This is a genomic window from Pseudonocardia sp. Ae331_Ps2 (assembly GCF_001932405.1).
Lineage (GTDB): Bacteria > Actinomycetota > Actinomycetes > Mycobacteriales > Pseudonocardiaceae > Pseudonocardia.
On sequence record NZ_MCIM01000001.1, the window covers coordinates 4,504,626 to 4,530,697 of the forward strand.

At 77.4% G+C, this 26,072-nt stretch carries 14 protein-coding genes and 2 pseudogenes; 8 read left to right on the plus strand and 8 right to left on the minus strand.

Annotated elements, in window-relative coordinates; translation table 11 throughout:
* The 6 genes and pseudogenes from Ae331Ps2_RS33465 to Ae331Ps2_RS21365 form a co-directional block, all read right to left on the minus strand.
* Positions 1 to 280, minus strand: a pseudogene (locus Ae331Ps2_RS33465) (IS5/IS1182 family transposase); the annotation flags it as partial.
* Positions 281 to 724: 444 nt separating this feature from the next.
* Positions 725 to 1,432: a response regulator transcription factor gene (locus Ae331Ps2_RS34345; protein WP_371336425.1), complete on the minus strand. Its 708-nt coding sequence runs from the start codon at positions 1,430 to 1,432 to the stop codon at positions 725 to 727.
* A gap of 1,609 nt (positions 1,433 to 3,041) precedes the next feature.
* Positions 3,042 to 3,443 (minus strand): annotated as a pseudogene (locus tag Ae331Ps2_RS33475) (ATP-binding protein); the annotation flags it as partial.
* On the minus strand, positions 3,430 to 5,700 hold the full coding sequence (locus Ae331Ps2_RS21355; protein ID WP_075306847.1) for an ATP-binding protein: 2,271 nt from the start codon (positions 5,698 to 5,700) through the stop codon (positions 3,430 to 3,432). The pseudogene Ae331Ps2_RS33475 and the gene Ae331Ps2_RS21355, both read right to left, overlap by 14 nt.
* The gene (locus Ae331Ps2_RS21360; RefSeq protein WP_075306845.1) at positions 5,697 to 8,387 is read right to left on the minus strand and encodes a LuxR family transcriptional regulator; all 2,691 of its coding nucleotides are present in this window, start codon (positions 8,385 to 8,387) and stop codon (positions 5,697 to 5,699) included. Before Ae331Ps2_RS21360 ends, Ae331Ps2_RS21355 begins: the two co-directional genes overlap by 4 nt.
* Positions 8,388 to 8,638: 251 nt before the next feature.
* On the minus strand, positions 8,639 to 8,908 hold the full coding sequence (locus Ae331Ps2_RS21365) for a hypothetical protein (RefSeq protein ID WP_139318749.1): 270 nt from the start codon (positions 8,906 to 8,908) through the stop codon (positions 8,639 to 8,641).
* Between the two features lie 144 nt (positions 8,909 to 9,052).
* Here Ae331Ps2_RS21365 and Ae331Ps2_RS21370 point away from each other — a divergent pair, with 144 nt between their 5' ends.
* The 5 genes from Ae331Ps2_RS21370 to Ae331Ps2_RS21390 all read left to right on the plus strand — a co-directional run bounded on the left by Ae331Ps2_RS21370 (position 9,053) and on the right by Ae331Ps2_RS21390 (position 22,278).
* Positions 9,053 to 11,722, plus strand: a complete 2,670-nt coding sequence (locus Ae331Ps2_RS21370) for a LuxR C-terminal-related transcriptional regulator (RefSeq protein ID WP_075306841.1) — start codon at positions 9,053 to 9,055, stop codon at positions 11,720 to 11,722.
* Positions 11,661 to 14,420, plus strand: coding sequence for a LuxR family transcriptional regulator (locus Ae331Ps2_RS21375; RefSeq protein WP_075306839.1), 2,760 nt, complete (start codon positions 11,661 to 11,663; stop codon positions 14,418 to 14,420). Before Ae331Ps2_RS21370 ends, Ae331Ps2_RS21375 begins: the two co-directional genes overlap by 62 nt.
* 97 nt (positions 14,421 to 14,517) lie before the next feature.
* Positions 14,518 to 17,343 carry an AAA family ATPase gene (locus Ae331Ps2_RS21380; RefSeq protein ID WP_075306837.1) on the plus strand — a complete coding sequence of 942 codons (2,826 nt, stop codon included), beginning with the start codon at positions 14,518 to 14,520 and terminating at the stop codon, positions 17,341 to 17,343.
* Positions 17,340 to 19,613, plus strand: a complete 2,274-nt coding sequence (locus tag Ae331Ps2_RS21385) for an ATP-binding protein (protein WP_075306835.1) — start codon at positions 17,340 to 17,342, stop codon at positions 19,611 to 19,613. The genes Ae331Ps2_RS21380 and Ae331Ps2_RS21385 overlap by 4 nt, the downstream gene beginning before the upstream one ends.
* A complete protein-coding gene (locus tag Ae331Ps2_RS21390) occupies positions 19,606 to 22,278 on the plus strand; it encodes an AAA family ATPase (protein WP_170917082.1) in 2,673 nt (890 codons plus the stop codon). The genes Ae331Ps2_RS21385 and Ae331Ps2_RS21390 overlap by 8 nt, the downstream gene beginning before the upstream one ends.
* 40 nt (positions 22,279 to 22,318) lie before the next feature.
* On the opposite strand, the gene Ae331Ps2_RS21395 is transcribed toward Ae331Ps2_RS21390, so the two are convergent.
* Entirely contained in the window at positions 22,319 to 22,741 is a 423-nt protein-coding gene (locus Ae331Ps2_RS21395) for a DUF6319 family protein (protein WP_020625785.1), read from the minus strand.
* Between the two features lie 195 nt (positions 22,742 to 22,936).
* On the opposite strand from Ae331Ps2_RS21395, the gene Ae331Ps2_RS21400 reads away from it, so the two are divergent.
* Both Ae331Ps2_RS21400 and Ae331Ps2_RS21405 read left to right on the plus strand, forming a co-directional pair.
* Positions 22,937 to 23,317, plus strand: coding sequence for a VOC family protein (locus tag Ae331Ps2_RS21400; RefSeq protein ID WP_043280256.1), 381 nt, complete (start codon positions 22,937 to 22,939; stop codon positions 23,315 to 23,317).
* Positions 23,318 to 23,356: 39 nt separating this feature from the next.
* Positions 23,357 to 24,373 (plus strand): alcohol dehydrogenase catalytic domain-containing protein, encoded by a 1,017-nt coding sequence (locus Ae331Ps2_RS21405; protein ID WP_075306831.1) that lies wholly within the window; start codon positions 23,357 to 23,359, stop codon positions 24,371 to 24,373.
* Here Ae331Ps2_RS21405 and Ae331Ps2_RS21410 read toward each other — a convergent pair.
* Complete coding sequence (locus tag Ae331Ps2_RS21410) at positions 24,358 to 24,606, minus strand: hypothetical protein (RefSeq protein WP_020625782.1); 249 nt, start codon at positions 24,604 to 24,606, stop codon at positions 24,358 to 24,360. The genes Ae331Ps2_RS21405 and Ae331Ps2_RS21410 overlap by 16 nt on opposite strands.
* 156 nt (positions 24,607 to 24,762) lie before the next feature.
* Between Ae331Ps2_RS21410 and Ae331Ps2_RS21415 the strand changes: the two genes are divergently transcribed.
* The gene (locus Ae331Ps2_RS21415) at positions 24,763 to 26,070 is read left to right on the plus strand and encodes an MFS transporter (protein ID WP_043280253.1); all 1,308 of its coding nucleotides are present in this window, start codon (positions 24,763 to 24,765) and stop codon (positions 26,068 to 26,070) included.
* The last annotated feature ends 2 nt before the right edge of the window (positions 26,071 to 26,072 follow it).

Genomic DNA, 26,072 nt, shown 5'->3' on the forward strand with positions numbered 1-26,072 from the left:
GGGCTCCGTGCAGGCCGGGTGCGGCCGCGGCGAGGACGTCGATGCCTTCGTGCAGGTAACGGTAGGCCGTTGCAGTGCTGATCGCGTTGTCACCGGCCAAACATCGGACCCGGGTAGCATCACAGAACCAGCGGATCACCAGCACTGCCTGGGCGAACGGGGTCAACGCCCGCCGCCGGGTGCCACGTCGACGGCGTTGAAGGACCAGGAGCCGCGCCAGATAGGCCACGGTGCGCTCCCCGATCGGGAGGACAGCGGTGTAGGTGACAGGATCAGACATGCAGGACCTCGGTGACGGTGTCGATCTGTGCTGGACCGAACCGATCTACCGGGGTCCTGCCCCGTTCCCGCTCATCTCACCACCCTCGGCGTGTCGCCACGACCTGCCACCCCGCTACTGAGAACACCTCACTGGGCCCGGCTGAGGCTGACCCACATCGCCGTCTGCGCGGCGGTGCAGAGGAGCGTGTCGGGACTTCCGGCGAGCCGGATTTCCATCCACCCGTTGCTCAGCACGCTGACCGTCATTCCGGGGGCGGGGCCGATCCGTCGATTCCGTGTCTCACGCGACATGGCGCGGCAATTCGTCATCGAGTTCGGACGCGACGTACATCAGAATGTCATCTACGGCGCGACCGCTGTTCATGACGACCAGTGTCGAGGACGTCATGTGCGGATATCACCAGTATCCGACTCCTGTCGGGTGACAGCGGCTCGCCGGCGTTCAGCCCGGGCCGAGGTCGCCGCGGCCACCGATTCCGAGCTTGCGGTAGGCGCTGGTGAGGCGCTTCTCGACGGCGCGCCGGCTGACCCTCAGCTGCTGCGCGATCTGCTGGTTGGAGGCCCCGGCCCGGACCAGGGCCACGGCCTCCTGCTCGCCCGCGGTGAGCCGGCCGGCCCCGGTCCCCGTGGACCGTGACGAGCCGGCATGCGCCGCGACGGCGGCGCCGAGCGGCGCCTCGGCCGACTCTGCCGGTGCGCCTGCCGCGGGACGCGGGGCGAGCACCGGGCGGGGGACGGGGCGGGGCGGGACCGCCCCCCCCGCCGGCAGCCCCGGGCCGGGGGACGGTGTCGGGGCAGTGCTCGAGCGCCACCGCGACCCGGTCGGCCTCGGCGCCGTCCTCGGAGTCCGCGAGTACCGCCGACGCCGAGCGCAGGAGGCGCAGGCGCTCCGGCCCTTCGGCGAGCTCGGCACGGACCCGCAGCGCACGGCCGAGTGCGGCCGGTGCCCCCCAGCTCGTGGCGAGCGAGAGCTCGGTCTCGGCGAGGTCGCGGGCGGTGCCGACCTCGCCCAGCCGGGCGGCCAGCAGGGCGGCCCGCCCACGCCACGGGAACACCGCCGGATTGCGCCAGCCCAGGTGGTCCAGGTGACGACCGGCGTCGAGCAGGCACTCCAGCGCCAGTGGGAGGTCCCCGGCGGCCGACGCCGCACCGCTGCGGCGCAGCCGGTGCATCGCGCGCTCGGGCAGTCGCGGACGTGCGAGATCGGTGTCGGTGTCGGTGCCCCGGATCCGGACCTCCTTCACCACGGCGGTGGCCGTCAGGGCCACCGCGAGCGGGGTGACCGGCGCGTCCGGATCGCGGGGGGCGAGACGGACCTCGCGTCCACGCGCGAGTGCGAGCAGGGCGTGCAGATCCGCGGAACGGCCGGCGCCCGCCGCCGCGCCCTGCTGCACGGCGAGCCGGTGCGCCAGCGACCCTGCCCGGTCCGCCGCCACCAGTGCGAGTCCCAGGAGCTCGGGCAGCGCGCCGGTCGGATCCAGCTCGCGGGCCGGGACGATCCGCAGCAGCCGCGCCCCGAGCCCCGCCACGGAGGCGGCCGGCACCCGACCGGAGAGCGCGGCGCCGTGCAACAGGACGGTGATCAGCTCCTGCCCCGCCGAGGTGGACAGCTCCGCGTCCGGATCGGCGAGCACCTCCTGCAGCCTGTCACAGCCGGCCTCCAGTCCCTCGGGCGTCTGCTCGTCGAGCCGGTGCCGACGGGTCCGGATGCGCAGGGCGAGCGGCCGGTCGCCGGCGGTGGCCGGGTCGGCGTCGGCCTGCCGGACCGCGTCGCGGACCTCGGCGGGCGCGGTGACGACGGCTCCCACCGGGAGGGCGGCGATGGCCCGGGCCCTGGCGCGCGGCCCGTCGAGGAGGGGAAGGGCCTGGGCGACGTGCCGGGTGGCGATCGTCGGGGCGTACCCGGACTCGGCAGCGGCCAGGTCGGCCAGGACCGATCCCCGCTCGGCGGGGGACAGGTCCCCGTCGAGCAGTACCCGCCGCAGGTGGTCGGCGGCGGTCCGGCCCCCGCCGACCGGGTCCTCGGCGAGGCACAGTGACGCGGCCGTCCGCAGGGTGTGCACCGCCCACCGCTCCAACGGCGTCGTGCAGGCCAGCAGATGTCCGGCCACCTCCGCCGGGGGCCGTCCGATCTCGTGCAGGAGGCGGGCTGCCTCGGCGTGCACGGTGCACCGGTCGGTGGGGCCGAGGGCGACGTCGGCGACCGCCGGATGGCTCGGGCCGGGCGGGTCACGGTCGAGCAGCAGCCCGGCGTCGACCAGGCGGGCCCGCGCCGTCCTGGCCGCCGCCGCATCGAGACCGGACAGCCGGCGGATCGTCCCCGTGTCGCCGTCGTGGTCGAGCACGACCACGGAGCGCAGGTAGCGGAGGGCCTCGTCGTCCAGGTCGCGCACGGCCCGGGCGAACCGCTCCAGCAGGGCCGGGGGGCGGAGTGCGCCGACCGGCGTCCGCGCTGCGGTGTCGTCCCCGGACGCAGCGGCCTCGGACAGCAGCTGGGTGAGCACCATCGGGTTGCCGAGGCTGGCCGCGTGGAACACGCCCGCTGTCCCCGGCGCCGACCCGGCCCCGATCCACTCCTCGACCACGGCGGTGGTGGCCCGCTCCGACAAGGGGTGGAGCCGGACGTCACGAGCGGTCGCCAGCAGTCTGCGGACCGATCGGCGGTCGGCTCCCCGGTCCCCGGCGAGCACCGAGCACACGAGGGCGACGGGTCGCTCGTGGGCGGACAGGGCGAGCTCGACGAGCCAGTCCAGGGACGGGTCGTCGGCCCACTGGAGATCGTCGACCAGCACCACCAGGGGACTGCCGGGTGCCGTCGTGCGGTCCAGGAACCCGACGGGGTCGGCCAGGGCGGCGTCCTCGGCACCGACCGGGAGGTCGTCCTCGACACCGACCGGGAGGTCGTCCTCGACACGGTCCCCCGGCAGCAACGGATCGACCAGCTGGTGCACCACCCCGCGGGCGAACTCGCGCTCAGCCGGGGCGGCACACGCCCGCAGCACCTGCATCCCGGTGCTCCCGGCCCTCGCCGCGACGGCCCCGAGCACGGTCGTCCGACCGGAGCCGATCCCCCCGCTCACCACGGCGGTCCCGCCGAGCCCGTCCCGTGCTCCGGCCAGGAGCGACCCGAGCCGTTCGAGTTCGCGCTCACGACCGTGCACGCGACACCTCCGGTGTCGATCCCACGGGGGGCAGCTCGCGCAGTGTCGCGGTGACCAGTGCGATCGGCGCGGGAGCCCCCCACCGGAGTGCCAGCCGGTGCTCGTCGAGTGCCAGCCTGCGGGCGGTGGCGTGGGAGCCGAGCCCGGCCAGCAGGCGGGCGGCCGTCGAGCGCCACGGTGCGATCGCCGGGTTGACCCGGCCCCGGTCGAGGAGCAGGCGACCGCACGCCATCAGCTCGTCGACCGCGTCCTGGGGGGAGCCGGAGAGCATGTGCACGATCCCCCGGACGTAGGTGAGCAACGCGACCCCCGCACGGTCGGTGTCCGAGGTGCTCCCGGCGAGGGCGACCGAGGTCGCCGTGGCCAGGTCACCGTCGACGACGTGCAGCAGCGCCTCGACCGCGTCGAGCAGCGGATCGCAGCCCGGCTTCCGGACGGCGGCAGGGCCGCGCCGGGCGGCACGCAGGTCGCGGCGCGCACCCTCCCAGGCCCCGGCGCGCAGCTCGAGCAGGGCCGAGACGCCCAGCACCAGCGTGGGCACGCGCCCGGCCCCGGCCAGATCCAGGACGAGGCGGCGCATGCCGGCGCGCGCCTCGTCGTGGTGGCCGGAGGCCTGCAGGGTCATCGCGGCCGTCACCCGGGGGACGATCGGGCGGTCCGCGTCCGGGTCCCCGACGACGGCCGCGGCCTCCCGGGCGAGCGCGAGCGCCCGTCGGCGGTCCCGTCCCAGCAGCAGCAGCGAGTACGCCTCGGCGCCGCCGGCGCCCTCGGGTGGCGGGCCGTGGTCGACTCCCGCACCGTCGAAGCCGAGCTGCCGGACCTGGGTTGCGGACGGTCGGCAGGGCGCAGCCGCGCCGGCGAGTGCTCGGCGCGCGGCCCCGGTGTCGCCCTCGGCCAGCAGCAGGTCGATCGCGGAACGTGTCGTGCGGGGACGGGGTGCGTCCCCGCGGTCCGGCGCCGGGTCGTCGTGCGGCTCCGGGTCCGGGCCCGAGGCGGCGAGCCGGGAGAGCAGCCGGCGCGCGGCAGCCGGGTCGTGGTGTGCGCGCGCCGCGGCGAGCGTCGTCGTCAGCGGGCCGCGCAGAGCCGCGGGCACGTTCTCGTCGAACGCGCGTTCGGCAACGGCCGCCGCCTCGGCGTGTCTGCCGGTGGCGAGCAGCTCGCGGGCGCCCCGGTGCAGCAGACCGGCGACCCAGGGCTCGCCCTGGACCGGCGCCGCCAGCAGCACCCGGGCGATGTCGGACTCGGGCAGCGCGGCCCGGCGGGCCGCACGTGCCGCCCGCGTGAAGAGGGCGCGTCGCTCGGCGAGGGGCACGCGGCTCAGTACGACGTCCGCGGCGACCGGGTCCAGCACCGCCGGGTGGGTCCCGGCCAGGAGCCCGGTCGCGGCGAGCCGGGGACCGAGGTCTCCGCCGTGTCCGGTGGCCGGTCCGATGCGCCCGGCCAGCGCCGCGAGCGGACGACCGCACACCGCGATGCCGGTCAGCGCGTGGCGCAGGTCGTCGGGGAGGCCGTCGACGACCGCGTTCGCGTGGTCCTGCCGGGCCCTGTCGACGACGCGGGCCAGCCGGGCCGGGTCCCCGTCGCCGTCCCAGCGGTCGAGAACCGTCGACAGGACCGCCGGCACGCCGCCGGTCGCGCGCCGCAGCCGGACGGCGGTGGCGCGGTCCGGGACGTGGCCCAGCCGGTCGGTGACCGTGTCGCGGACCTCGGCGAGGGTGAGCCGGGCGGTCCGGACGACCGTGTCCTCCGGCGGACCCGGCGCCAGCGCCCACGACGAGCCCCCGTGGGTGCCGGTGTCGGACACGAGGACCCCGAACGAGGCGTGGTGCCGTCGTCGGAGCAGCATCTGCAGCCACTCCTGGCTCAGGGGGTCGGCCCACTGCAGGTCGTCGACCACGAGGAGCAGCGGCCGTCGACGCGCGGACTCCAGGACCGTGCGGCAGTACCGGTGCAGCGCCGCATGGTCGACCCGGCCCGGCGCGGTGGGCGGGAGCGGCTCGCCGGGGCGGGGCCCGCACGCCGCGATCAGGCGGGACGTCGTCGACAGCGGACGGTCGTGGCGGCCCTCGACGGCGCGCGCGGCCAGTACGCGGACACCGCGTTCCCCGGCCCTGTCCGCTGCCCACCGCAGCAACGTGGACCGCCCCGTACCTGGCTCGCCCAGGACGACGGTGAAGGTCGGAGTGCCGCCCGCGACCCGGCGCACCGTCTCCAGGAGCGCGGCGTGCGGCCTGCGCCGGTCCGGGCCCGCGGTCACGCCGCGCCGCCACGGTCGGCGGCGACCAACGGGGCGAGCCCGGTCCGGTCGGTGACGTCGAGCTTCCGGAACGCGCTCGTCAGGTGCACCTCGACGGTGCGGACCGTGATGAACAGCGCCCGGGCGATCTCCCGGTTGCGGGCACCCCCGGCGGCCAGGCGCACCACCCGCCGCTCGGCGGAGGTGAGGGGGTCCAGCGGAGAACCCGTCGGCCGCCGCATCCGGCCGCCCGCGCGGTGCAGGGCCGCCCGCGCCCGGGAGGCCTCCCGCGTCGCCCCGCAGCGGGCGGCGAGGGTCGCGGCCTCGCGCAGCTGACGGCGTGCCTCGATCACGTGCCCCGAGGCGAGCAGGCCGGTACCCCATCGGAGACGGGCCTCCACCAGCTCCGACCGGGCGGGTGAGTCGTCGAGCACCGCCACCGCCTCGGCCAGCAGATCCAGCCCGTCCGGACCGGGGGTCGTCGCACCGCGGGCGGTGAGCGCGAGCCCGCGGGCCCTGGGGGTGCCCCACCGCGCGGCCAGCGCCGCGCCGTGCTCGACGACCGGGGCCGCGTCGTCGGGTCTCCCGAGATCGGCGAGGAGCAGGGCGGCACGCGCCCACCAGGGCGCGAACACGGCGTTGGCGATGCCGTCCTCGTCGAGGGCGGCGCCGCACCGCCGGTACAGCGCCAGTGCCCTGGTGTGCCGGCCGCGGGCCGCCGCGACGTCGCCCCGGGCGAGCAGCAGGTCGTGGTGCTCCCAGGTGAGGTCCTCGTCCCACCGGTGCTGCCGTGCGGCCAGGACCTCCGTCGCCCGGTCGACCGCGCCCCGACGCAGGTGCACCCCCGCCAGGACGATCGACGGGGTTCCGGTGCCGCAGTCCCGACCCGCCCGGCGGGCGGTCTCCATCGCCTCGTACGCAGCGGCCTCCGCCGCGGCCAGCTCCCCCGTGGCGAGACGGGCCTCGGCCAGCCCGCTCGTGGCCAGGGTCCGCGTCCAGGACGAGACCTCGTGCCCGGGGCGCCGCAGCACGCCCTCCAGCAGGGCGACGGACTCCTCGCAGCGGTCGGCCAGGCGCAGGACCCGCGCACAGGCCAGCGCCGTCCAGCCGGCGAGCTCGGTGTGCTCGCGGGGTGCCGCCCGACGAGCCAGCTCGACGGTCCTCGCGGGATCGCGTCCCGCGAGGAGCAGGGCGGTCGCGAGCATCGCGAGCTTGTGCCGGCCGGCTTCGGTGTCGCCCTCGGGGACGTCGGTCCGGTACGCCCGCTCGATCGTGCGGGCGACCGTCCGCCGCCGGTCCAGGCCGACGACGAGCAGCACCGCCTCGGCCGAGGTGCGCAGGTCCGCTGGTCGTGGCAGGACCTGCGGCTCGTCGTCCACGGCGTCGCGGTGGTCGAGCTCCTCCAGCGCCGACCGGAGGACCGCGGCCGCGTCCGCGGGGCCCCGGGCCGGCAGCGAGGCCATCGCGAGCTGCACGGCGACCTGCATCCGACGGGCCGGGTCCACCGCCGACGCGTGCGCGACGCGCAGGTGCTCGACCGCGCCGGTCGGGTCGGACACGGCGAGCGCGGAGGCCAGGCGCGACCGCAGGGCGACGTCGGCCGGCCGCGCGTCCACCACCGGGGCGAGATACCGCGCGAGGTCGGCGAACGCGGACCGGTCGGCCGCACGGTCGGCGGCCTCCTGGAGCACGGTCAGCATCCACGGCTCGGCGGGGTCGGGCAGCTGCAGCAGCAGCTCCGCGATGCGCTCGGCCGGCGCGCCCGCGTCGTTCAGCACGCGTGCGGCGCGCCGCCGGAGCCGTCCCAGCTCGTGGTCGGGGATCCGGTCCAGGACCGCTGTACGCAGGCGGTCGTCACCGAGGTCCGTGCCGTCGGGGGTGAGCACCCCGGTCCGGGCGAGGGCACGCACGGCGCCGGCGGTCGGGACGGGGCCGACCCCCGCGACGGCGGCGAGCGTCCCGATGGTGGACGGCCCCGCGACCGCGAGCGCCGCCGTGAGGCGTCCGACGCACGGACCTCCGGAGCGCAGGTGCCAGTCGACCGTCTCGTCGGTCCGGCGGCGGGAGCTCCCCGTCCGCTCCGCCACCGGAGGTGGGGGGAGCGGTGTCGCGGTCCTGGCCCGCTCCGCGGGGCGCAGGGCCAGCGTCTCGGTCGACGGGGCACGCAGGGGCCAGAGCCGTTCGGGGAGGACCCCGTCGACGTCGGTGCGCGCCGCGAGGACGAGTCCGATCGGGAGGCCGTGCATCCGGCGCAGGAGGAACCCCAGGAAGGCCAGCGACCCGGCATCGCAGCAGTGGACGTCGTCGACGACCAGCAGGAGGGGACCGCGCGCGACGAGGCTCGTGGTGAACCGGTGGAGAGCGCGCAGCCGGCGGTGGAGCTCGTCCGGTGTCGCGGTGGGGCCGAGCTCGTCGAGGACCGTCGCGACGTCGTCGGCGTGACGCGCGGTCGGACCCAGCAGGTGGCCCACCGTTCCGAACGGGGTGGGTTCGGGGTCCTGTCGGCCGGTGGCGTGCAGCAGCCGGACGTCGTGGTCGTGGTGCCGGCGCAGGGTGTCGAGCAGGGCCGTCTTGCCGGTCCCGGGTGCGCCGGTCAGCAACCGGGCGATCGGCCTGCCGGCGGCGACGGTCGCGGGTGCTGCGGTGAGCCAGGCCCATTCCGTGGCCCACCAGGACAGGTGGGCCGGCGGTCCTTCCCGCACCGTCACCGCCCTCCTCTCCCGGTACCGCCCGGTCGACTCCGTGCCGTCGGCGGCCTGCGCCGGGGCGTCCCGGGTGCGGTCGGTGGGGGGACGCCTCGCCGGGCACCCCCCTCGACGTGGGGAAACTCGGCCGCGAGCTCACGTATGACGGTACGAAGATCGAAACGAGGGCGTCAACGACCTGGCCCCGTAAGCGCTTAACATTGTGGACCGCCCGGCGGCTCGTGAGGGAGGTGTGGTTCGGTGTGTGGTCTAGGTCACTTCGGTGTGTGCGTCACGAGGCCGGCGGCCAGGAGGCCGTCCAGCCAGTCGTTCATCCGGTCGCGCACGTTCCACGGCTGGCAGCCCCACGCGTCGGCGAGGCGGATCGCGGCGTCGCCGACGTGCCATCCGTTCTCGGCCAGGCAGAGCCACATCGCGGTCTCCTCGAGGTTGCACAGCAGCGCACCACCACCGGGGTGGTGCAGCTCCATCCAGCCGTTGTCCAACACGCGGGCGTCGACACCGGTCACGGGTCGGACGGTCACGCCGCCCACCCTGGCCGACGGCCGCCATGGATGTCACGCCGGTTCCGAGGACGAGGGCGCCGCGGGTGCCCGTCGGCCGCGTGCCGAGGACGACGGGATGGAGGAGGCTGGGCGTCGGCACGGCCGACGAGCGGGGGAGACGCGATGACCGACCTCGGGTCCGGGCCCGGCGCGGTCTTCACACCCGCCGACCGCGCGTTGCTCGCCCTGTTCGACACCGCGGTCGACCGGCCCCTCGGCCCCCGCACCGACGACGGCCGCGGCAGCCTGCTGGTGGTCGCCGGCCCGGTCGGGAGCGGGCGGACCGCCGCGTTGGGGGACTGCACCGTGCGTGCCGGTGGGCGTGGGGCGGTCACCCTGACCGCGCGCTGCCACCCCGTCGACCGGCAGGTCCCCGGCGCGGTCGTGCGGAGCCTGCTCGGTCCCCGGGGCGCGGGAACCGGTGTCGCGGGCCCGACCGGGCGACCGGAGGCGGACCTCGCGGACCTGCTGACCGGCCGGCCGGGAGTGCTCGTCGTCGACGACGCCGAGCACTGCGACGACCTGTCGGCGGGGTGGTTGGCCGATCTCGTCGATCCCGGCGCGCGGCTTCCGGTCGTCGTTCTCCTCGGGGCCCTCGGGAACGGTGCGTCGGGCCTCCCCGACCCGCTGGCGGCACGGGCGGAGGTGGTGCACGTCCTCGAGCCCCTGGAACCCGTCCGGGTGGACGCGGCCGTGCGCGCCCGCTGGGGCCGGGAGGTCGGCGACGGTGTGCTCGCCGCGGTCCGGGAGGTCACCGGGGGGAACCCGCTGCTGTTGGCCGGGCTGTTGGACCTCCCGGACCCGCCCGACCCCGCGCGGGTGCGACGAGCCGGTTCGCCCCGTCTGCGGCTGCGGTTCGACGATGCGCTGCGCCGGTCGTCCCGGGACGTCGGGGAGCTGCTCGCGACGGTGGCGGTCCTGGGGGAGCACGCCACCCCGCAACGGTGCGCCGCGCTGGTCCCCGCGGCCGGGGCGGACCTCGCCGCAGCCCGTCGTGACGCGGTTGCCGCCGGGCTGCTGCTGGACGAGGCAGCCCCGCGGCTGCGGCACCCGCTGGTCGGCTCCGCGGCCCTGGCGGTCATGGATCCGCAGGAGCGCCGCCGCCTGCGTCTCGACGCGGCCGCGCTGCTCGCCGAGTCGGGCGAGCCGTCGGCGGCCGCCGACGTGCTGCACGACGTCGCGGGAACGCTGCCCGACGACATGGTCGCGGTCCTGTGCGACGCGGCCGACTGGTCGCTCCGGCAGGACGCACCGGACATCGCGGCCCGGCACCTGCAGCGCGCGCTCCTCGCCCATCCGACCGCCGCGCGCCGGGCGGAGGTGCTCGCGCGGCTCGCCGTCGTGGAGCGCGGCCTGCATCCCGGACGGGCCCGGCTCCGTGCGGTTCAGGCGGTCCCGTTGCTGCAGGGACTGCGCGAGCGCGCCGCGGCGCTGTGCGACGCCGGTGCGCTGGGACTGCATCTCGACCCCGCTCCGTCGGTCGCCCTGCTGCGCCGCACCGCGGCCGAGGTCGCAGGGGTCGAGGACCCCGACGACGACCTGCGCGACCTCGGACTGCGACTACAGGCCCGGGTCCACCAGCTCGACGGTCTCGAGGCGGCCGGGGTGGCCCGCAACGTCGCGCGTCTGCGTGAGCTCACCCGCGGCGGGGAGCCGCCCCTCGGCACGGCCGGTGAACGGGAGCGGATGGCGGTCCTGGTCCACTCCGCCGCGGTGGCCGGGGCACTCCCGGCGGCGCAGGTCGCCGAGCTCGCCCGGCGGATCCTCGACGCCGACCCCACCGCGAGCGCGCACGTGCACACCCCGACCGCCGCCGTGATCCCCTGCCTGTGCATGTCCGAGGCCACCTCCGGGCTCCCGGCCGTACTCACGACCGCGTCGGCGACCCCGGGCATCGCCCCGGTCACCGCCGCCGTGCTGCAGGCCGAGTACGCCGCGGTGCTGGTGTGCGGCAACCGGCCGGACGAGGGCGGGGAACTGAGCCGGACGGCCTACCGGGAGCTCGTCGCCAGTGCCCCCGGGACCGCACTCGCCGCGACCTTGCTCGTCCCGCTGTTCACCGCGGTGCACGACCCGGACCTGGCCCGTCGGGTCGTCGCGGACACCGATGCGCTGCCCGAGGTGCCCGACGACGTCGTCGCCGGGACAGCCATGCTGCGGGCCCAGGTCGCGGTGGCCGACGGTCTCCCGGCGGACGCACTGCGCCTGAGTCTGGAGGCCGGACGCGAGTTCGACCGGATCGGCTGGGTCGACGCGCCCCAGCCGCGGCGGAGCTGGGCGATCGAGCTCCGGCGCAGGGTCGGTGACGTCGGGGGCGCGCGTGAGCTCAGCGCGCGTGAGCTCGGGCTCGCCAGGGCGTGGGGGGCACCTGCCCGGCTGGGCCGTGCCCTGAGGACGGCCGGGGAGCTGGAGTCCGGCACCGCCGCCGTCGCGTTGCTGCGGGAGGCCGTCGAGGTGCTTCGGCAGAGCTCGGACCGGGCGGAGGGCCGACGGGCCGCCCTGGCGTTGCGCCGCCGGACGGCCGGGCCGGTGCCGGTGCCCCCCGAGGACGCCTGTGGTCCGTCACGGCTGGCCGGACGACCGGCGGACCGCCGGCACGGTCTCACCCCGAGGGAGTACCGGACGGCGGAGCTGGCCGCGGGCGGGCGTACGAACCCCGAGATCGCCACGGTGCTCGGGACCAGCGTCCGGGGCGTCGAGAAGCACCTCACGCGGATCTACCGCAAGCTCGGTGTGGCCGGTCGGCCGGCACTGGGCCGGATGTGGGAGGAGGGGTCCGATCTCCACCGCTGACGGTCCGGACCCCGGACGACTGCTGGATCGTGACGCCGAGCTCGCCGCGGTCCGGGCCGCGGTCGACGCCGTCGCCGCCGGGCATCCACGGACGGTGGTCGTCGTCGGGCCGGCCGGATCCGGTCGCACGACGCTGCTCGAGGTGACCGCCGGGCTCGCCGCGGCCCGCGGGCTGCCCGTACGGCGTCTCGGGGGGCCCGGCCCCCTCCCCGGCGGACCGCTCGTCGTCCTCGTCGACGACCTCGACGACGCCGGTGCGGAGGTCGGCCTGCGTGCGGCCGGGCTGGCACGGAGGTCGGCGGGCCCGGCGCCGGTCCTGATCGTCGCCGCGCTGCGCGGCACGGGCTCGGGCCGCAGCACGCCCGGGGCGGTGACCGCCGACGACGTGGCGGCCTGCCTCGGCCCGGCGCCCCCGGCGGCGCGGCCGGCGATCGACGCGCTCCTGACCGCTGCCGGTGCCCGGCTGCTGCCGCTGCTGCCGCTGCGGTCGGCGTCGACGCGGACGGTGCTGGACGCCGCGGACTGGCCGGTCGACGCGGTCGAGGCCGCGCGCGCGGCGACCGCGGGACTGCCCGGATGGCTGGCCGCGCTGGGCACCGAGCTCGCCGCCGACGGCGCGGACCGGACCGGCCGCGCCGTGAAGCCCGCTCTCGTGCGCGCGGCGGCCGAGCGGGCCACCGCCGACCGGCTGCCGGCCGTGCTGCGGCGCCTCGGCCCCGAGGCGACCGCGCTGGTGCGCGCCGTCGCCGTGCTCGGGACCGGGGCCGGCCGGGACACCGTCGCGGCGCTGTCCGAGCTGGACGACATCGCCCGGGAGGCGGCATCGGCCCGGTCGGCCGCGTTTGGGGTCCTGGAGGCCGACGGCGTCCGGTTCCTGCTCCCGCAGGCCGCCGCCGTCGTCCTCGCCACCACCGACCCAGCGACCCTGCGGTCCACCCGCGCGCGGGCCGCGCGGATCCTCGACGCCGGCGGTGCCGCCCCGGAGACCGTCGCCGACCAGCTGCTCGGTGCGGGACCGCCGTCCGACGCCGCGGCGGTCGCGGTCCTCCGGACGTCCGGGACGGCGCTGCTCGCCGGCGGGCAGCCGGGCCGGGCGGCGCTGCATCTCGGGCACGCGCTGACCGGGCCGGTCCCCGTGAGCGACCGAGCCGCCCTGCTCACCGATCTCGCCGTCGCCGAGCGCAGCGCCGACCCCCGCCGTGCGCTGTCCCACCTGGACGCCGCGCTGGCGGTGCTGGCGGACCCGGTCGAGCGAGCACGGACCACGCTGCGGCTCGTCCCCCTGCTGGCCGGCGCCGGGACCGGTGCGCTGCTCCGCCGGATCGACGCGGCCCGGGACGGGTTGCCCGCCGCCGACCCGCCGTCCGACCTGCGGATGCGGCTGGCGGCCCTGGAAGCGCACGTCGCGGCGGGGGACCTGCGCCACATCGGCCGCATCCACTCCTGGTCGGCGGGCACGGAGCGCGCCCGCACCGCATCCGGCCCGGGCGCCCGGGCGGTCCGGGGAGCCCACGCGCTCTGCTCCGCGTGGGCTCTACGCGCGACCGCCGCCACCACGGAGCGGCGGCTCGCCGCCGCGCTCGGCGAGACCGACGAGTCCTTCCTGCGGCCCCTACGGGTCGCCGCGCTGGGCGTGGTGGAGCGGACCGGTGGCGATGCGTCCCGGCACGCCGAGGACGAGCGTGTCCTGAGGAGCGCCCGGCGCCGGGACCGGCCCGTCGTGCGGGCGCTGCTCCGCGCGGAGCGCGCTCTGGAACGCCTGCGCTCCGGCCACGTGCTCGACGCCCTGGCCGACGGGTTGCAGGCGCTGGAGGACCGCGGTGACGACATGGACCACGTCGTCGGCCCCGTCCGGTACGTCGTGGGCATCGCGCTGATCGAGGCCGGCCGCCCGCAGGAGGCCGTCCGACGGCTGCGTCCCGGCCCCGACGAGCCGGACCGCTGGTCGTGGCGGCACAGCTGGGTCCTCACCGCGCGGGCTGCCGCGGCCCAGGCGTCGGGCCGGCCGGAGGAGGCGCTGCGGCTGCTCGACGACGTCGAGCGGCGGATGCGTGCGGCCGGGGCGCTGAACCCGGCACCGCTGGACTGGTGGGAGCGGCTGTCGCTGCTCGCCCTCGGCGCGGGCGACACCACGCGCGCCGCAGAGCTGGCCCGCGAGCAGCTGGGTCTGGCCCGCCGCTGGCGGGCCTCCGGTGCGCTGGGGTCCGCACTGCGTACGTCCGGGCTGGTGACCCCCGGCCGGGCCGGCACGACACTGCTCCGGCGGGCCCACGACGAGCTGGCCGGCTCGCCACGAACCCTGGAGTGGATCCGGTGCGGTCTCGATCTCGCCGAGCGCCTCGGGCCGGGCGACCCCGACGCGACCCGTCTCGCCACCGAGGCACTGGCGCTCGCCGAGGCACGTGGCGCGCGGCTGCAGGCCGACCGTGCCCACGCGCTGCTCCCGGCCGGCGAGGAGCATCGCGTGGGCACGGGTCGCCGGAACGGAGGTCTCACCGCCGCCGAGCGCGAGATCGCCCGGCTGGCCGCCTCGGGGATGACGAACCCCGAGATCGCGGGCGCGCTGCACCTGACCCGACGGACCGTGGAGCTCCACCTCACCCGGGCCTACCGCAAGCTCGGCATCTGCGGGCGACACGAGCTGGGGGAGGCCCTCGGCGGCGCGGTGACCCCCGCGCGACCGCCCCGGGCACCGTGACGGCCGACCCCGCAGCCGACGACCGCGCTCGACGGCCGCCGTGACGGAGATCGATTACCATTCCCGAGGTCACGCTGAGCGAGACAGGAGCACCTGGATGAGGGAACGCCCCGGTCCCACGCCGCTGGTCGGCCGTGACCGTGAGGCGTCCTGGCTCCGCGGTGCCTCCGCCGCCGCGGCCGACGGTTCCGGGGCGGCCCGGCTGCTGCTCGGCGCCCCGGGTCTGGGCAAGACCGCACTGCTCACCGAGCTGTGCGAGGCGACCTCCGGCCCGGTGCGGGTACTGCGCGCCGCGGCGACGCGTGGCCGCGCCGAGTCCGGGTTCGGCGTGGTCCGGGAACTGCTCGGCCCCGACGCCGCCGCCAGGGCGGCCACCCTTCCCGGCGGGGCACGTTGGGCGCGGGCCGCTCTCGCCGACCCCGGGACCGACCGCACGGACGGCGGCAGTGCGGTCGGGGCGGTTCCCGAGCTGCACGGGGCCCTGCACGCCCTGTACTGGCTGACCGTCGACCTGACCGGCGACGGTCCGCTGCTCCTGGTCGTCGACGACCTGCAGTGGTCCGACGACGAGTCGCTCGCGTTCCTGGGCTTCCTGCTCCGGCGTCTGTCCGGGCTGCCGCTGGGAGTGGTCCTGGCCGCGCGGCCCGGCCCCGGCGGTGGTCCGGGCGAGCGGCTGGCCGGGATCGCCGCGGCGGCCGGCGACGCGGTGCGCACGCTGGCCCCGCTGGACCGCGACGACGTCCGACGGCTGGCCGCCCTGCGCGCCGGTGCGCCGCCCGAGGAGTCCCGCCTGGACACCCTGGTCCGGGTCTCCGGCGGCAACCCGCTGCTCGTCGAGCAGCTCGTCCCGGACGGCGGCGGCGAGATCGTGCTCCCCGCCGAGGCCTCAGAGGAGGTCGTGGACGACCTGGTGGAGCACCAGGTCCGGCTCGGTGGCGCGGCGCCCACGGCGGTCGCGCTCGCCGTCGTCGGCGAGGCCGGGGAGGATCTCCTCGCCGCCGTCGCCCGGGTCCCGACCGCCACGGTCCGGGAGTCGCTCGCGGCGCTGGCCGCGTGCGGGCTGACCCTGCCGGGGCGGGCGGCGTTCCGGCACGACCGGCTCCGGGGCGCGGTCCTGCGTCGCTGCGCGGGCCCGGGGGAGCTCGACACGCTGCGTCGGCGCGCCGGACGGGTGCTCTCGGACGCCGGGAGCCCCGCCGAGCTCGTCGCCGGCATCCTCGAACCGCTCCCGGCGCCGCCCGAGCCGTGGATGGTCGACGTGTTCGCCGAGGCCGCCGACTCCGCCGCCCGGCGCGGCGCGCCCGGCACCGAGGCCCGCCTCCTCGACCTGGTGGTCCGGGCCCGGCCCGACGACGTCGAGGTCCGGCTGCGGCTGGCCGCCACGATCGGCCAGCGGGACCCGGACCGCGCGCTGGACCACCTGCAGCACGCACTGGACGTCGCGCACGACATGGCCGGGCGGGCACGGGCGGCGGCCGCCTTCGCGATGACCGCCCTGGCCGTGCAGCGTGCCCCCGAGGGCGTGGAGCTCCTGGAACGGGTCCTCACCGAGCTCGACGGTGACACCACGCCGGCCGCGGCCGAGCTCCGCACGCACCTCGAGGCCGCGCTGCTCGTGGTGGGGCTCGACGAGAAGCGGACGGTCGCCCCGACCATGGCGCGGATGCGCGCCATGTCGGTCCCGGAGGGACGCACGCCCGCCGAACGCCAGAAGCTGGCCATGATGACCGTCGCCACGGCGATGCAGGGTGGCCCGGCCGTCGCCGCCGTCGACGGGGCCCGCCGGGTCCTGCTCGGCGACGACGGCGGGCTGGGTGGCTGGGCGGCGCTGGCGTCGTCGCTGGTCCTGCGCCTCGGCGACGAGACGGCGGAGTCCGACGCCGTGCTCGACCGGCTCGTGGTGGCTGCCCGCGACCGCGCGTCGGCGTGGACCTACGCCTTGGTGACCGGGACCCGGTCGACGAACCGGCTCGCGACCGGCGACCTGCTGGAGGCCGAGCTCGACGCGCTGGCCGCGCTGGAGATCACCAGCCGGGAGACCTGGTCGGACAACGCCGTCGTCCCCACGATCGCGCTGGCGAGCGTCCGGGTCCACCGGGGCGACCCGGCCGGTGCGGAGGAGCTGCTCGACGGCATCTCCCGCCCGCGCACCGAGGACTTCGCGTGGGAGTACCACGACCTGCTGATGGTCCGGGCCGGGGCGCGCGCCGTCGCCGGCGACACCGAGGGGGCGCTGCGGACCTACGAGCGCTGCGGCCGCAGCCTGGCCGAGGCGGGCATCGCCAACCCGGTGTTCGCGCCGTGGTGGGCGGAGGCCGCGATGCTGCTGGGTGACCTGGGCCGGCACCGGGAGGCCGCCGCTGCCGCCGAGCTCGCGGACCGCTGGGGCACCCCGCGTGGGGCGGGCCTCGCCCTGCTCGCGGCCGCCGCGGCGGACCCTGCTCGCGCCCACCCGCTGCTGGCCGAGGCCGTGGACGCCCTGGAACGCAGCCCCGCCCGGCTCGACCAGGCTCGTGCCCGTCGCCGCCTCGGGACGGAGCTGCTGCGCCAGGGCCGGGTACGGGCCGCCCGGAGCCAGCTGCGCACCGCCGCCCAGCTCGCTGCGCGCTGCGGCGCGGTCCACGAGGCCGGGACCGCCCGCGACCTGCTCGTCGCCGCCGGCGGGCGGATGCGCCGCCCCCGCGGATCCCCGCTCGACTCGCTGACGGCCGCCGAGCACCGTGTGGTCCGCCTCGCCGCCCAGGGCCTGCGCAACCGGGAGATCGCCGAGGCCCTGTTCGTGACCCTGCGCACGGTCGAGGTGCACCTCACGGGCGCCTACCGCAAGCTCGGCGTCGCGGACCGCTCCGCGCTCACCGCCCTGGTCTGTGCGGCCACCGCGGGCGAGGGCATCGCACCGGTGTCGGGAAGCGCCACCGGATGACGGAACCGGTCGAGCGCTCCGCGGCGCTGGCCGCGCTGGACGGCTTCGTCGAACGTGCCGCCCGGGGCGAGGCTCCCCTCTGCGTCGTGACCGGCCTCCCCGGCACCGGCCGTTCGCTGCTGGCGCGGCGCACCGCAGAACGGGCCGTGGACCGCGGGGTGCGGGTGCTGCGCGCCCGTGCGCTGCCGCCCGCGGCGGGCCGGGAGCCGGGGGCTGCGGCCGACCTCGTCGCCGATCTCGTGGCCGACCTCGTCGACGACCTGCCGGGCGCCGGGCCGGCCGGGTCCGCAGCTGCCCACCTGAGCGACGCGGTCCTGCACGACCGGTGCCGGGTCGTGCTCGCCGCCGCGGCGTCGCGCCCGGTGCTCGTCGTGGTGGACGACCTCCTGCGGGCGGACCCCCGGAGCCGGGTGTGGCTGCAGATGCTGCTGCGGCGCAGGCACTCCGCCCCGATCGCCGGACTCGTCGTGCTCGACGGGGCACAGGACCCGTCCGGATGGGACGTGCCTCCCGCCGGCCCCGGCGACCTGCTGGTGCGCACCGCGCCGCTCACCCTGGGCGGCGTCCGCGCGGTCCTGGTCGCGGCCGGCGTCGCCCCCGACCGGCGCACCACCGTGCTGGCCCGGCGCGCCACCGGCGGCAACCCCGCGGTGCTGGACGCCGCGCTGGCCAGGCTCGGCAGCAGAGCCGCGACCGCCGAGGCGCTGTGCCGCGCGGCCGTCGATGCCCGCCGGGAGCAGGTCGGCTCGGTGCTCGACAGGCTGCCCGCCGACTTGTCGGCCCCGCTGCTGGCGCTCGCCGTCTGCGGGGGTGAGCTCGAACCGGTCTCGGCCCGCCTCGGCGGGCCGGGACCGGGCACCGCCGGCCGGGTCCGGGACCGGCTGCGCGCCACCGGCCTGGTCACCGGTGCCCGGCTGGTGCCGGACGGCCGGGTCGTCGTCGAGGAGGTCCTCGCACGGATCGGCGCACCGGAGCGGCGCGCGCTGTTCCTCGAGGCGATCGAGCTCGCCATACGCTGCGGCCTGCCCGACGACGCCGTCGCCCGCATCGCCCGCTCCGCGCCGACACTGCAGCACCCCCCGCTGGGCGAGCTGCTGCTGGCGGTCGCGCGGCGGCGGCGGGCCGCCGGGCGTGCGGCGGAGGCGGCCGGGCTCGTCGAACGAGCCCTGGGCGAACCGGTCCCACCCCAGACCCGCGCGGACCTGACCCAGGAGCTCGTCCGCGCCCGCGAGCGCACCGATCCCGCGACGGCCGCGCGGCTGCTGGCCCGTTGCGCGGTCGTGCCGGTCCTTCCCGGTGGGCCCGTGGACCTCGACCCGGTCGTGGTCGACACGCTGCTGTGCCGCGGTGAGGTGCGGGCGGTGCGCAACGTGGTCGCCGCCGTCCGCCGGTCGGCGGCCCCCGGGGGCAACCGGCCCGCCGTCCTCGTGCCGGCCCGGATGGCCGACGAGCTCGGCTACGACCTCACGCCCGCGCTCGGCGAGGAGGCCCCGGCGTCCGGGGCGACGGCGGTCCCGGACGGGGTGGCCGCGTGGAGCCTCACGCTGCGCGCCCAGGCGCGGGACCGTGCCGTCGCGCTCGCCCGTGCGGCGCTCGCCGCGACCGGCGGGGACGCCGTCGCGGTGACCCCGCGTGTCCTGGCGGCGGCCACCCTCGCCGCGGCCGGGCACCGGTCGGAGGCCCTCGACGCGACCGGGCACCTGCTGCTCGGCCTGACCCGCCGCGGCCGGGTCCCCGCCGCGGTCTGGGCCGTGTCGAGCCTGATGCAGCTGTCCGCGGGCCGGCGCGACGCCGCTCGGCGCGACCTCGACAGCGCCTGGTCGTCACCCGAAGCGGACGGGGCCCCCCTCGTCGCGGCGGCCGCCGTCCTGCTGAACCTCGCCGACGACAGCCCGGACGCCGCCCTGGCCGTGCTGGCCCGACCGGCCGAGCCCGACATCGACCGGCCCGGGTCCGCGTTGCTGCGGTACGCCGCCGGGCTCGCCCGGCACCGCTGCGGTGACCCGCCCGGTGCACTGGCCGAGTACCTCGCCTGTGGCCGGCTGCTGCTCGACCGGGGCCGGGTCAACCCGGTCCTGGCACCGTGGCGCTCCGGCGCGGCCCGGGTCCTGGCGGCGCGCGGTGACCACGACGGCGCCGACCGGCTCCTGGCCGATGAGCTGCGGCTGGCACGCCGCTGGGGGACGCCCGCCCCGGTCGCCGCCGCCTGCCGACACACCGACCGAGCTCCCGTGCCCCACCCCGCCGGCACTCCCCGTTCCGATGCGTGACGCCGTGGACGCCGCGGTCGAGCGACTCCTGGCCGGCGCGGTGCAGGGCCGAGGCGGCGCCGTCGTGGTCCGGGGCGGTGTCGGCTCCGGCCGCACCACCGTGCTCGACGACGCCGCCGCAGCGGCGGCCGCCCGGGGGATGCAGGTGCTGCGTGCCACGGCGGCACCGGCCGAGACCGGTTTCGACCACGGGGTGACCCACCAGCTCGTCGACCCGCTGTTGCTCGGCGCCCGGGGCTGGCACCTCGCCGCGCCACCGACCGGGCTGCTCCCGGGCCGCGACCCGGCCGTGGAGTACGGAGCCGGGGCCCGCGACCGGACGCTGTGGCGGTTCGTCGAGGCGCTGGCCGGCCGGGTGCCGCTGGCCGTGCTGGTCGACGACCTGCAGTGGTCGGATCCGGCGTCGCTGCGCTGGTTGACCCGGCTCGCGGACCGGTCCGCCGGGCAGCCGATCGCCCTCGTCGGGACGGTACTGGCCGGGCAGGCCACGACCGGTGGTCCTGCCGACGACGGGGCCCTGCTGCGTGCTCTCCTCGCCGTCTGCGGATCGGTCCACCTGCACCCCCTGGACGTGCCGGCGACGACCGCCCTGGTGCGCGAGCGGTGTGGCCCCGGCGCCACCTCGGCCTTCCTCGACGCGGTCGGCGACGTCTGCCACGGGGTCCCGTCGGTCCTGCACGCCGTGCTCGACGAGGTCCGCGGCCTCCGCCCGGACGACGACGCCGTCGCGGCGGTCCGTGCCGCCCGGCCCTCCGCACTGCGCGAGCGGCTGCGTCGGGCGGCTCGTCTGCTCCCCGACCCGGCCCGGACGTACCTGCAGGCCGTCGCGGTCCTCGACGGTGCCGGACCGGGCTCGCCGGCCGACCGGCTGTCCGGGCTCGACCCGGTGGACCGGGCTGCCGCCGTCGCCCGGCTCGTGGGGGACGGGCTGCTGGTGGGGGATCCGCCGCGGGTCCTGCACCCGCTGCTCGGGGAGGTTGCCGCCGACCCGGACGGGTGGGAGGACCTGCACCTGCGCGCCGCCCGGCTCCGTCTGGAGCTGGGCCACGGCTCGGAGGAGATCGCCGCCCACCTGCTCGCCGTCGCCGCGCCCCTGCAGCGGTGGGGGATCGAGATCCTGCGGGCCGCCGCCCACAGGGCGGCCACCCTCGACCCCGGCTCGTCGCGCGCGGTCCGCTACCTCCGCCGTGCCCTGCTCGACGACGACTCGACCGGCCGGGACCGGGGTGCGCTGCTCGTCGAGCTCGCCGCCGCCGAGTACACCGAGGAGTCGTCGACCGCGGTCCGTCACGTGGGCCAGGCGGTACGGTTGCTCGACTCCCCGCGCGACCGGGCACGCGCCCTCGCTGTGCTCGACCCGGCGCTGCTGCGTGACGCCCCCGAGCCGCTGCGTGCCGCCGTGCGGGACCTCGCTGCCGCGTCCCCGCCCGGGTTGCCCACGGCGCACGACGCGCAGGCACTCGACGACGACGACGCCCGCGAGCTGCGGCTGCGCATCCTGACCCGCTCGCTGCGCCTCGACGAGGACGAACCCGGTGGGACCGACGCCGTCGCGGGCATGCTGGACGAGGCTCTCGCCTCCGCCGATCCGCTCCTGAGCACCGCCGCCGGCCGGGAGCTGCTCGCGGTGGTGCTGCACGGTGCGGCGGAGGCCGGTACCGGGTCCGCCGCGGCGGTCGCCCACGTCGCCTCCCGGGTCCTGAAGGTCGCCTCACCACAGGAGCTGCGGTCCCCGGCCGGAGTGGCCGCGGGGGACGGACACCGCGGGCTGCTGATCACCGCACTGGTCGCGGCCGGTCGGGCAGCAGCACTGACCGTCTGGCTCGCCGAGCGCCCCGGTGCCGATCCCCGCGACCGGGCCGAGGCCGAGCTGGTACGACTCGCCTGCGGTGTGCCGTCCGAGCAGCCGGCCGCGGCACGTCCGTACCCGGACGGCCGGCCGGTCGCGTTCACCATCGCCCTGGCCTGCACCGCCGCGTCCGCCGGGGCCCGGCTCGACGACCGGGACCCGGACCGGGCCGGACTCGCCGCCCACATCCGACGCCGACTCGTCCGGGCCACGGCCGCGCTCGCCGAGGACGCCCCCGCGCTCGCCCTGGAATGCGTGTGGGACGCCGGACGGCACCTGGACCATCTCGGATGGTGCAACCCCGCTCTGTTCCCGTGGCGCGGCTGGGCCGCGGAGCTGCTCGCCGGTCGCGGCGACCGGGCCGCGGCTCTCCGCCTGCTGGACGAGGAGCTGGAGCGGGCGCTGGCCTGGGGCGCTCCCGGGCCCGTGCAGCGGGCACGACGGCTCCGCGACCGGGTCCTCGGGACCGGCACCGACGATTCCGCCGGGCACGACCGACCGGGTACGGGGCTCTCGCCCGTCGCTCCGGTGCCGCCCCCGCCGGTGCTCCCCGCCGAGCAGACCCGCCCGGATCCGGCCGCGTCCACCCGCGCACGGACCGCGGATCCGGCGGGCACGGCCGGGTCCGGCGTCGCAGGGGCCGACCGGCTCACCGCCGCCGAGCTGCGCGTCGTCGAGCTCGCCGCAGCAGGCGACGGGAACCAGCAGATCGCCGCGCGCCTCGGCCTCAGCCGCCGCGCCGTGGAGAAGCGGCTGACCAGCGCCTACCGCCGGCTGGGCATCAGCGGCCGGGCGGAGCTGCGGCCCCGCGGGTGATCCCGGCGGCCGCCTGCCCGGCCGCCCTCACCCGTCGCGGTCACTGCTCCAGCGCGGCCAGGTCCTTGCGGGCCCGCTCCAGCTCCGCCTCCAGCTCCGCGACCCGCGCGGCCTTCGCCGACCGGGCCCCCTCGATGAGCTCGTCGACCGGACCGGACAGGTCGGCGTGCAGCGCCGCGGCGGCCGCGGACACCGCCGACGCGGTCACCGGCAGCCCCCGCGCCACCCAGGTGCTGCCCTGCTTCAGCTCCGCCTGCCAGTCGCCGTCGGCGGAACCGCTGACGGTCAGGGTCATGGTCACGACCCGGGTGGTGCGGGCCGTCGAGCCCGGTGGCCGGCCCCGCCTCCGCTTCGGCGGCTCGGGCGTCGCGGCCCCCGCGGCCCCCGCGGCCCCCGTGGGGTCCGCGGTGTCTGCGGTGCCCGCGGACGGGGTCTCCCCGCCGGTCGTCAGCTCGTCGTCCACGTGCGTCCTCGTCCCTCTCCACTCGGCTGCACGGCCAGCTACAAGGGTGATTCACGAACGCCCGTTCGCCGGTAGCGACCCGCCGGATTGGTCCGTGTGGGTGTCGACGTCCGGCCTTCGGTGACGGTCCGGTGCGGCGGAGGTCACCCACAGGAGGTCCCGCGTGCGTGCGGCCCGGCTGCCAACATCGTGAGCATGCGCATCGACCACCTCGACCACCTCGTGCTGACCGTCGCCGACGTCGACGCCACCGTCGCCTTCTACACCCGCGTGCTCGGCATGGAGGCCGTCGAGTTCGGCGGTGGGCGCCGCGCACTCGCCTTCGGCCCCAGCAAGATCAACCTGCACCGGGCGGGGCACGAGTTCGAGCCGAAGGCCGACCGGCCCACCCCGGGCAGCGCCGACCTGTGCCTGATCACCCTCGACCCGATCGAGCAGGTCCGGCGTGAGCTGGCCGAGGCCGGCGTCGCCGTCGAGGAGGGGCCGGTCGAGCGGACCGGGGCACGGGGCCCGCTGCTCAGCGTCTACCTGCGGGACCCCGACGGGAACCTGGTCGAGATCAGCAACGAGCTCTGAGCCGTCGCACGCCTCCGGCCGGCCCTAATCTGGACCGCTGTGACGTCACGGCTCGTGCGCACCGTCCGCTTCCACGCCACGGGCGGCCCGGAGGTGCTGCGGATCGAGCACCTGCCGCTGCGCGACCCGGGCCCGGGGGAGGTGCGGATCCGGGTGCACGTGGTCGGGCTCAACCGCTCCGAGGTGAACTTCCGCCGCGGCACCTACCTCGACGCCCCGGTGCTCCCCGCGGGACTGGGGAGCGAGTGCTCGGGCACCGTGCTCGACACCGGCCCGGGGGTGACGGGTTGGGCACCCGGCGACGAGGTGTGCGTGATCCCGGCGTCGTCGCAGAACGAGCACCCGGTCTACGCCGACGAGGCCGTCGTGCCGGTCCGGTCGCTGCTGGCCCGCCCACCCGGTCTCGACGACGACGGCGCCGCCGCCCTGTGGATGCCGCTGCTGACCGTGTGGGGCATGACCCGCCACGCCACCCGGCTGCGGAAGGGCGACCGGCTCGTCGTCACGGCCGCGGCGAACAGCGTCGGGGCCGCGGCGCTGCAGGTCGCGCGGCACCTCGGGGTGCACGCCGTCGCCGTCGTGTCCGACGACCGGCACGCCGATGTCCTGCGTGCCGCCGGTGCCGCGGAGGTGCTGGCCGGTACGCCCGGCCCCGACGACCTGCGGGCGGCGCTGGGCGGAGGCGCCGACCTGGTCCTCGACGCCGAGGGCGGCCCGGGCGTCGCGCGGCTGGTGCGGGCCTGCGCGCCGGGCGGTGCGGTGATCGTGCACGGCGGGCTGTCCGGGGAGCCGACACCGCTGCCCGCGGCCGGGTACGCGCCGGTCTGGCTGCGCCGCTTCCACGTCCGCGAGGTCACCGGTGACGCGGAGACGCTGGCCCGCGCCGAGGCGTTCGCCCGCGCCGGGCTGGCCGCGGGCACGCTCGTCCCGCTGGTCGAGCGGGTCTTCGACCTCGACGACGGCGTCGCGGCCGTTGCCGCCGCGCACGAGCACCTGGAGTCACCGGACCGTGCCCCCGGCAAGCCGGTCCTGCGGACCGGTCAGCGGAACACGTAGGCGCCCAGCAGGGCGTTCCCGAGGCCGGCGACCAGGCCGAGTGCGCCGAGGGTGATCGCGACGACGGCGGTGCGCCCCGCCCCGCGCCGGCGGGCCGCGACGCCCATCCACATCGCGACCGCCCCACCGGCCCAGCCGAGCACGGCCAGCAGCAGGGCGCCGATCGCGGCGAGCGCGCCCAGGAACGCGGCCTGCCGGGCGAGGCGGTCGGCCTCGGCGGCGATGTGCGGCACGGAGCCTCCTCGACGTCGGGACCCCGACCGTAGCGGGACATGGGCACGGTCACGGTCGTTCGCATTGCTCATGAGATGGGTTGCGTGATGCAATGTTCAACAGGTCCGAAACGTCCATGGTCTCTCCGGGGTCCGTTCCCGGGGAAAGGCGATGACATGTCCCGAACATCCGGTGCGGAGCACGCCCCCAGCCCGTTCCGTCAGCCCAAGGCCGTCTGGGCGGTGGCCTTCGCCTGTGTCATCTCGTTCATGGGGATCGGGCTGGTCGACCCGATCCTGCCGTCGCTGTCCGGGCAGCTGAACGCCTCGCACGCCGAGGTCGAGCTGCTGTTCACCAGCTACCTCGTCGTCACGGCGATCGCGATGCTGGTGACCGGCTGGGTGTCGTCCCGGATCGGTGCGAAGAAGACCCTCATCACCGGCCTGGCGCTGATCGTGGTGTTCGCCGCGCTGGCCGGGGCGTCGTCGGGGATCTGGGGCATCGTCGGCTTCCGCGCCGGCTGGGGCCTGGGCAACGCGCTGTTCATCGCGACCTCGCTCGCGGTGATCGTCGGCTCGGCCTCGGGCGGGTTCGCCGGCGCGATCGTGCTCTACGAGACCGCGCTCGGCGTCGGCATCGCCACGGGTCCGTTGCTCGGCGGGCTGCTCGGCACCGTGTCCTGGCGGGGCCCGTTCTTCGGTGTCTCGGTGCTGATGCTGATCGCGCTCGTCGCGACCGTCGTGCTGCTGGAGCCGACGCCGGTCCCGACCCGCAAGGCGACGTTCTCCGAGCCGCTGACCGCGCTGCGCCACCGCGCGCTCGCCACGACCAGCGGGGTCGGGCTGCTCTACAACTGGGGCTTCTTCACCCTGCTCGGCTACGCACCGTTCCTGATGGGCGGGCTCGACCCGATCTCGCTCGGCGCGGTGTTCTTCGGCTGGGGCCTGCTCGTCGCGGTCTTCGCGGTGTTCGGCGCGCCCTGGCTCAAGGACCGCTTCGGCACCGCGCGCACCCTCTACGGCGCGCTCGTCGGCATCGCGGTCCTGCTCGCGGCGATCGGGCTGTTCGACACCGTGCCCGCCGTGGTGATCGTCGCGGTGGTCCTGTCCGGCATCGTGGTCGGTGTCAACAACACCCTGGTCACGACGGCGGTCATGTCGATCTCGCCGGTGCCCCGCCCGACCGCGTCGGCCACCTACGGGTTCGTCCGGTTCATCGGCGGCGGCCTCGCCCCGTTCGCCGCGGGTCTGATGGCCGCGGCCGTCGGTGCCTCGGTGCCGTTCCTGATCGCCGCGGTCGTCGTGCTGGTGGGCGTGGTGCTGCTGGCGACGATCCGCCGCGATCTCGACGCCGCCGACGCCGAGGCCGAGCAGCCCGGCCCGTCGCACGAGCGGGCCGACGCCGAGGCCGCGGTCCGGGAGGTGCCCGGGCTGCCGACCGAGGCCGTGATCGCCGAGGACGCGCTGCAGCACGACCGGCGCTGAGC

Bases quoted from the DNA above. Each gene is read 5' to 3' on its own strand.
- Ae331Ps2_RS21370 (WP_075306841.1), top strand. From the start codon at position 9,053: ATGACCGACCTCGGGTCCGGGCCCGGCGCGGTCTTCACACCCGCCGAC.
- Ae331Ps2_RS21380 (WP_075306837.1), top strand. From the start codon at position 14,518: ATGAGGGAACGCCCCGGTCCCACGCCGCTGGTCGGCCGTGACCGTGAG.
- Ae331Ps2_RS21385 (WP_075306835.1), top strand. From the start codon at position 17,340: ATGACGGAACCGGTCGAGCGCTCCGCGGCGCTGGCCGCGCTGGACGGC.
- Ae331Ps2_RS21390 (WP_170917082.1), top strand. From the start codon at position 19,606: ATGCGTGACGCCGTGGACGCCGCGGTCGAGCGACTCCTGGCCGGCGCG.
- Ae331Ps2_RS21400 (WP_043280256.1), top strand. From the start codon at position 22,937: ATGCGCATCGACCACCTCGACCACCTCGTGCTGACCGTCGCCGACGTC.
- Ae331Ps2_RS21415 (WP_043280253.1), top strand. From the start codon at position 24,763: ATGTCCCGAACATCCGGTGCGGAGCACGCCCCCAGCCCGTTCCGTCAG.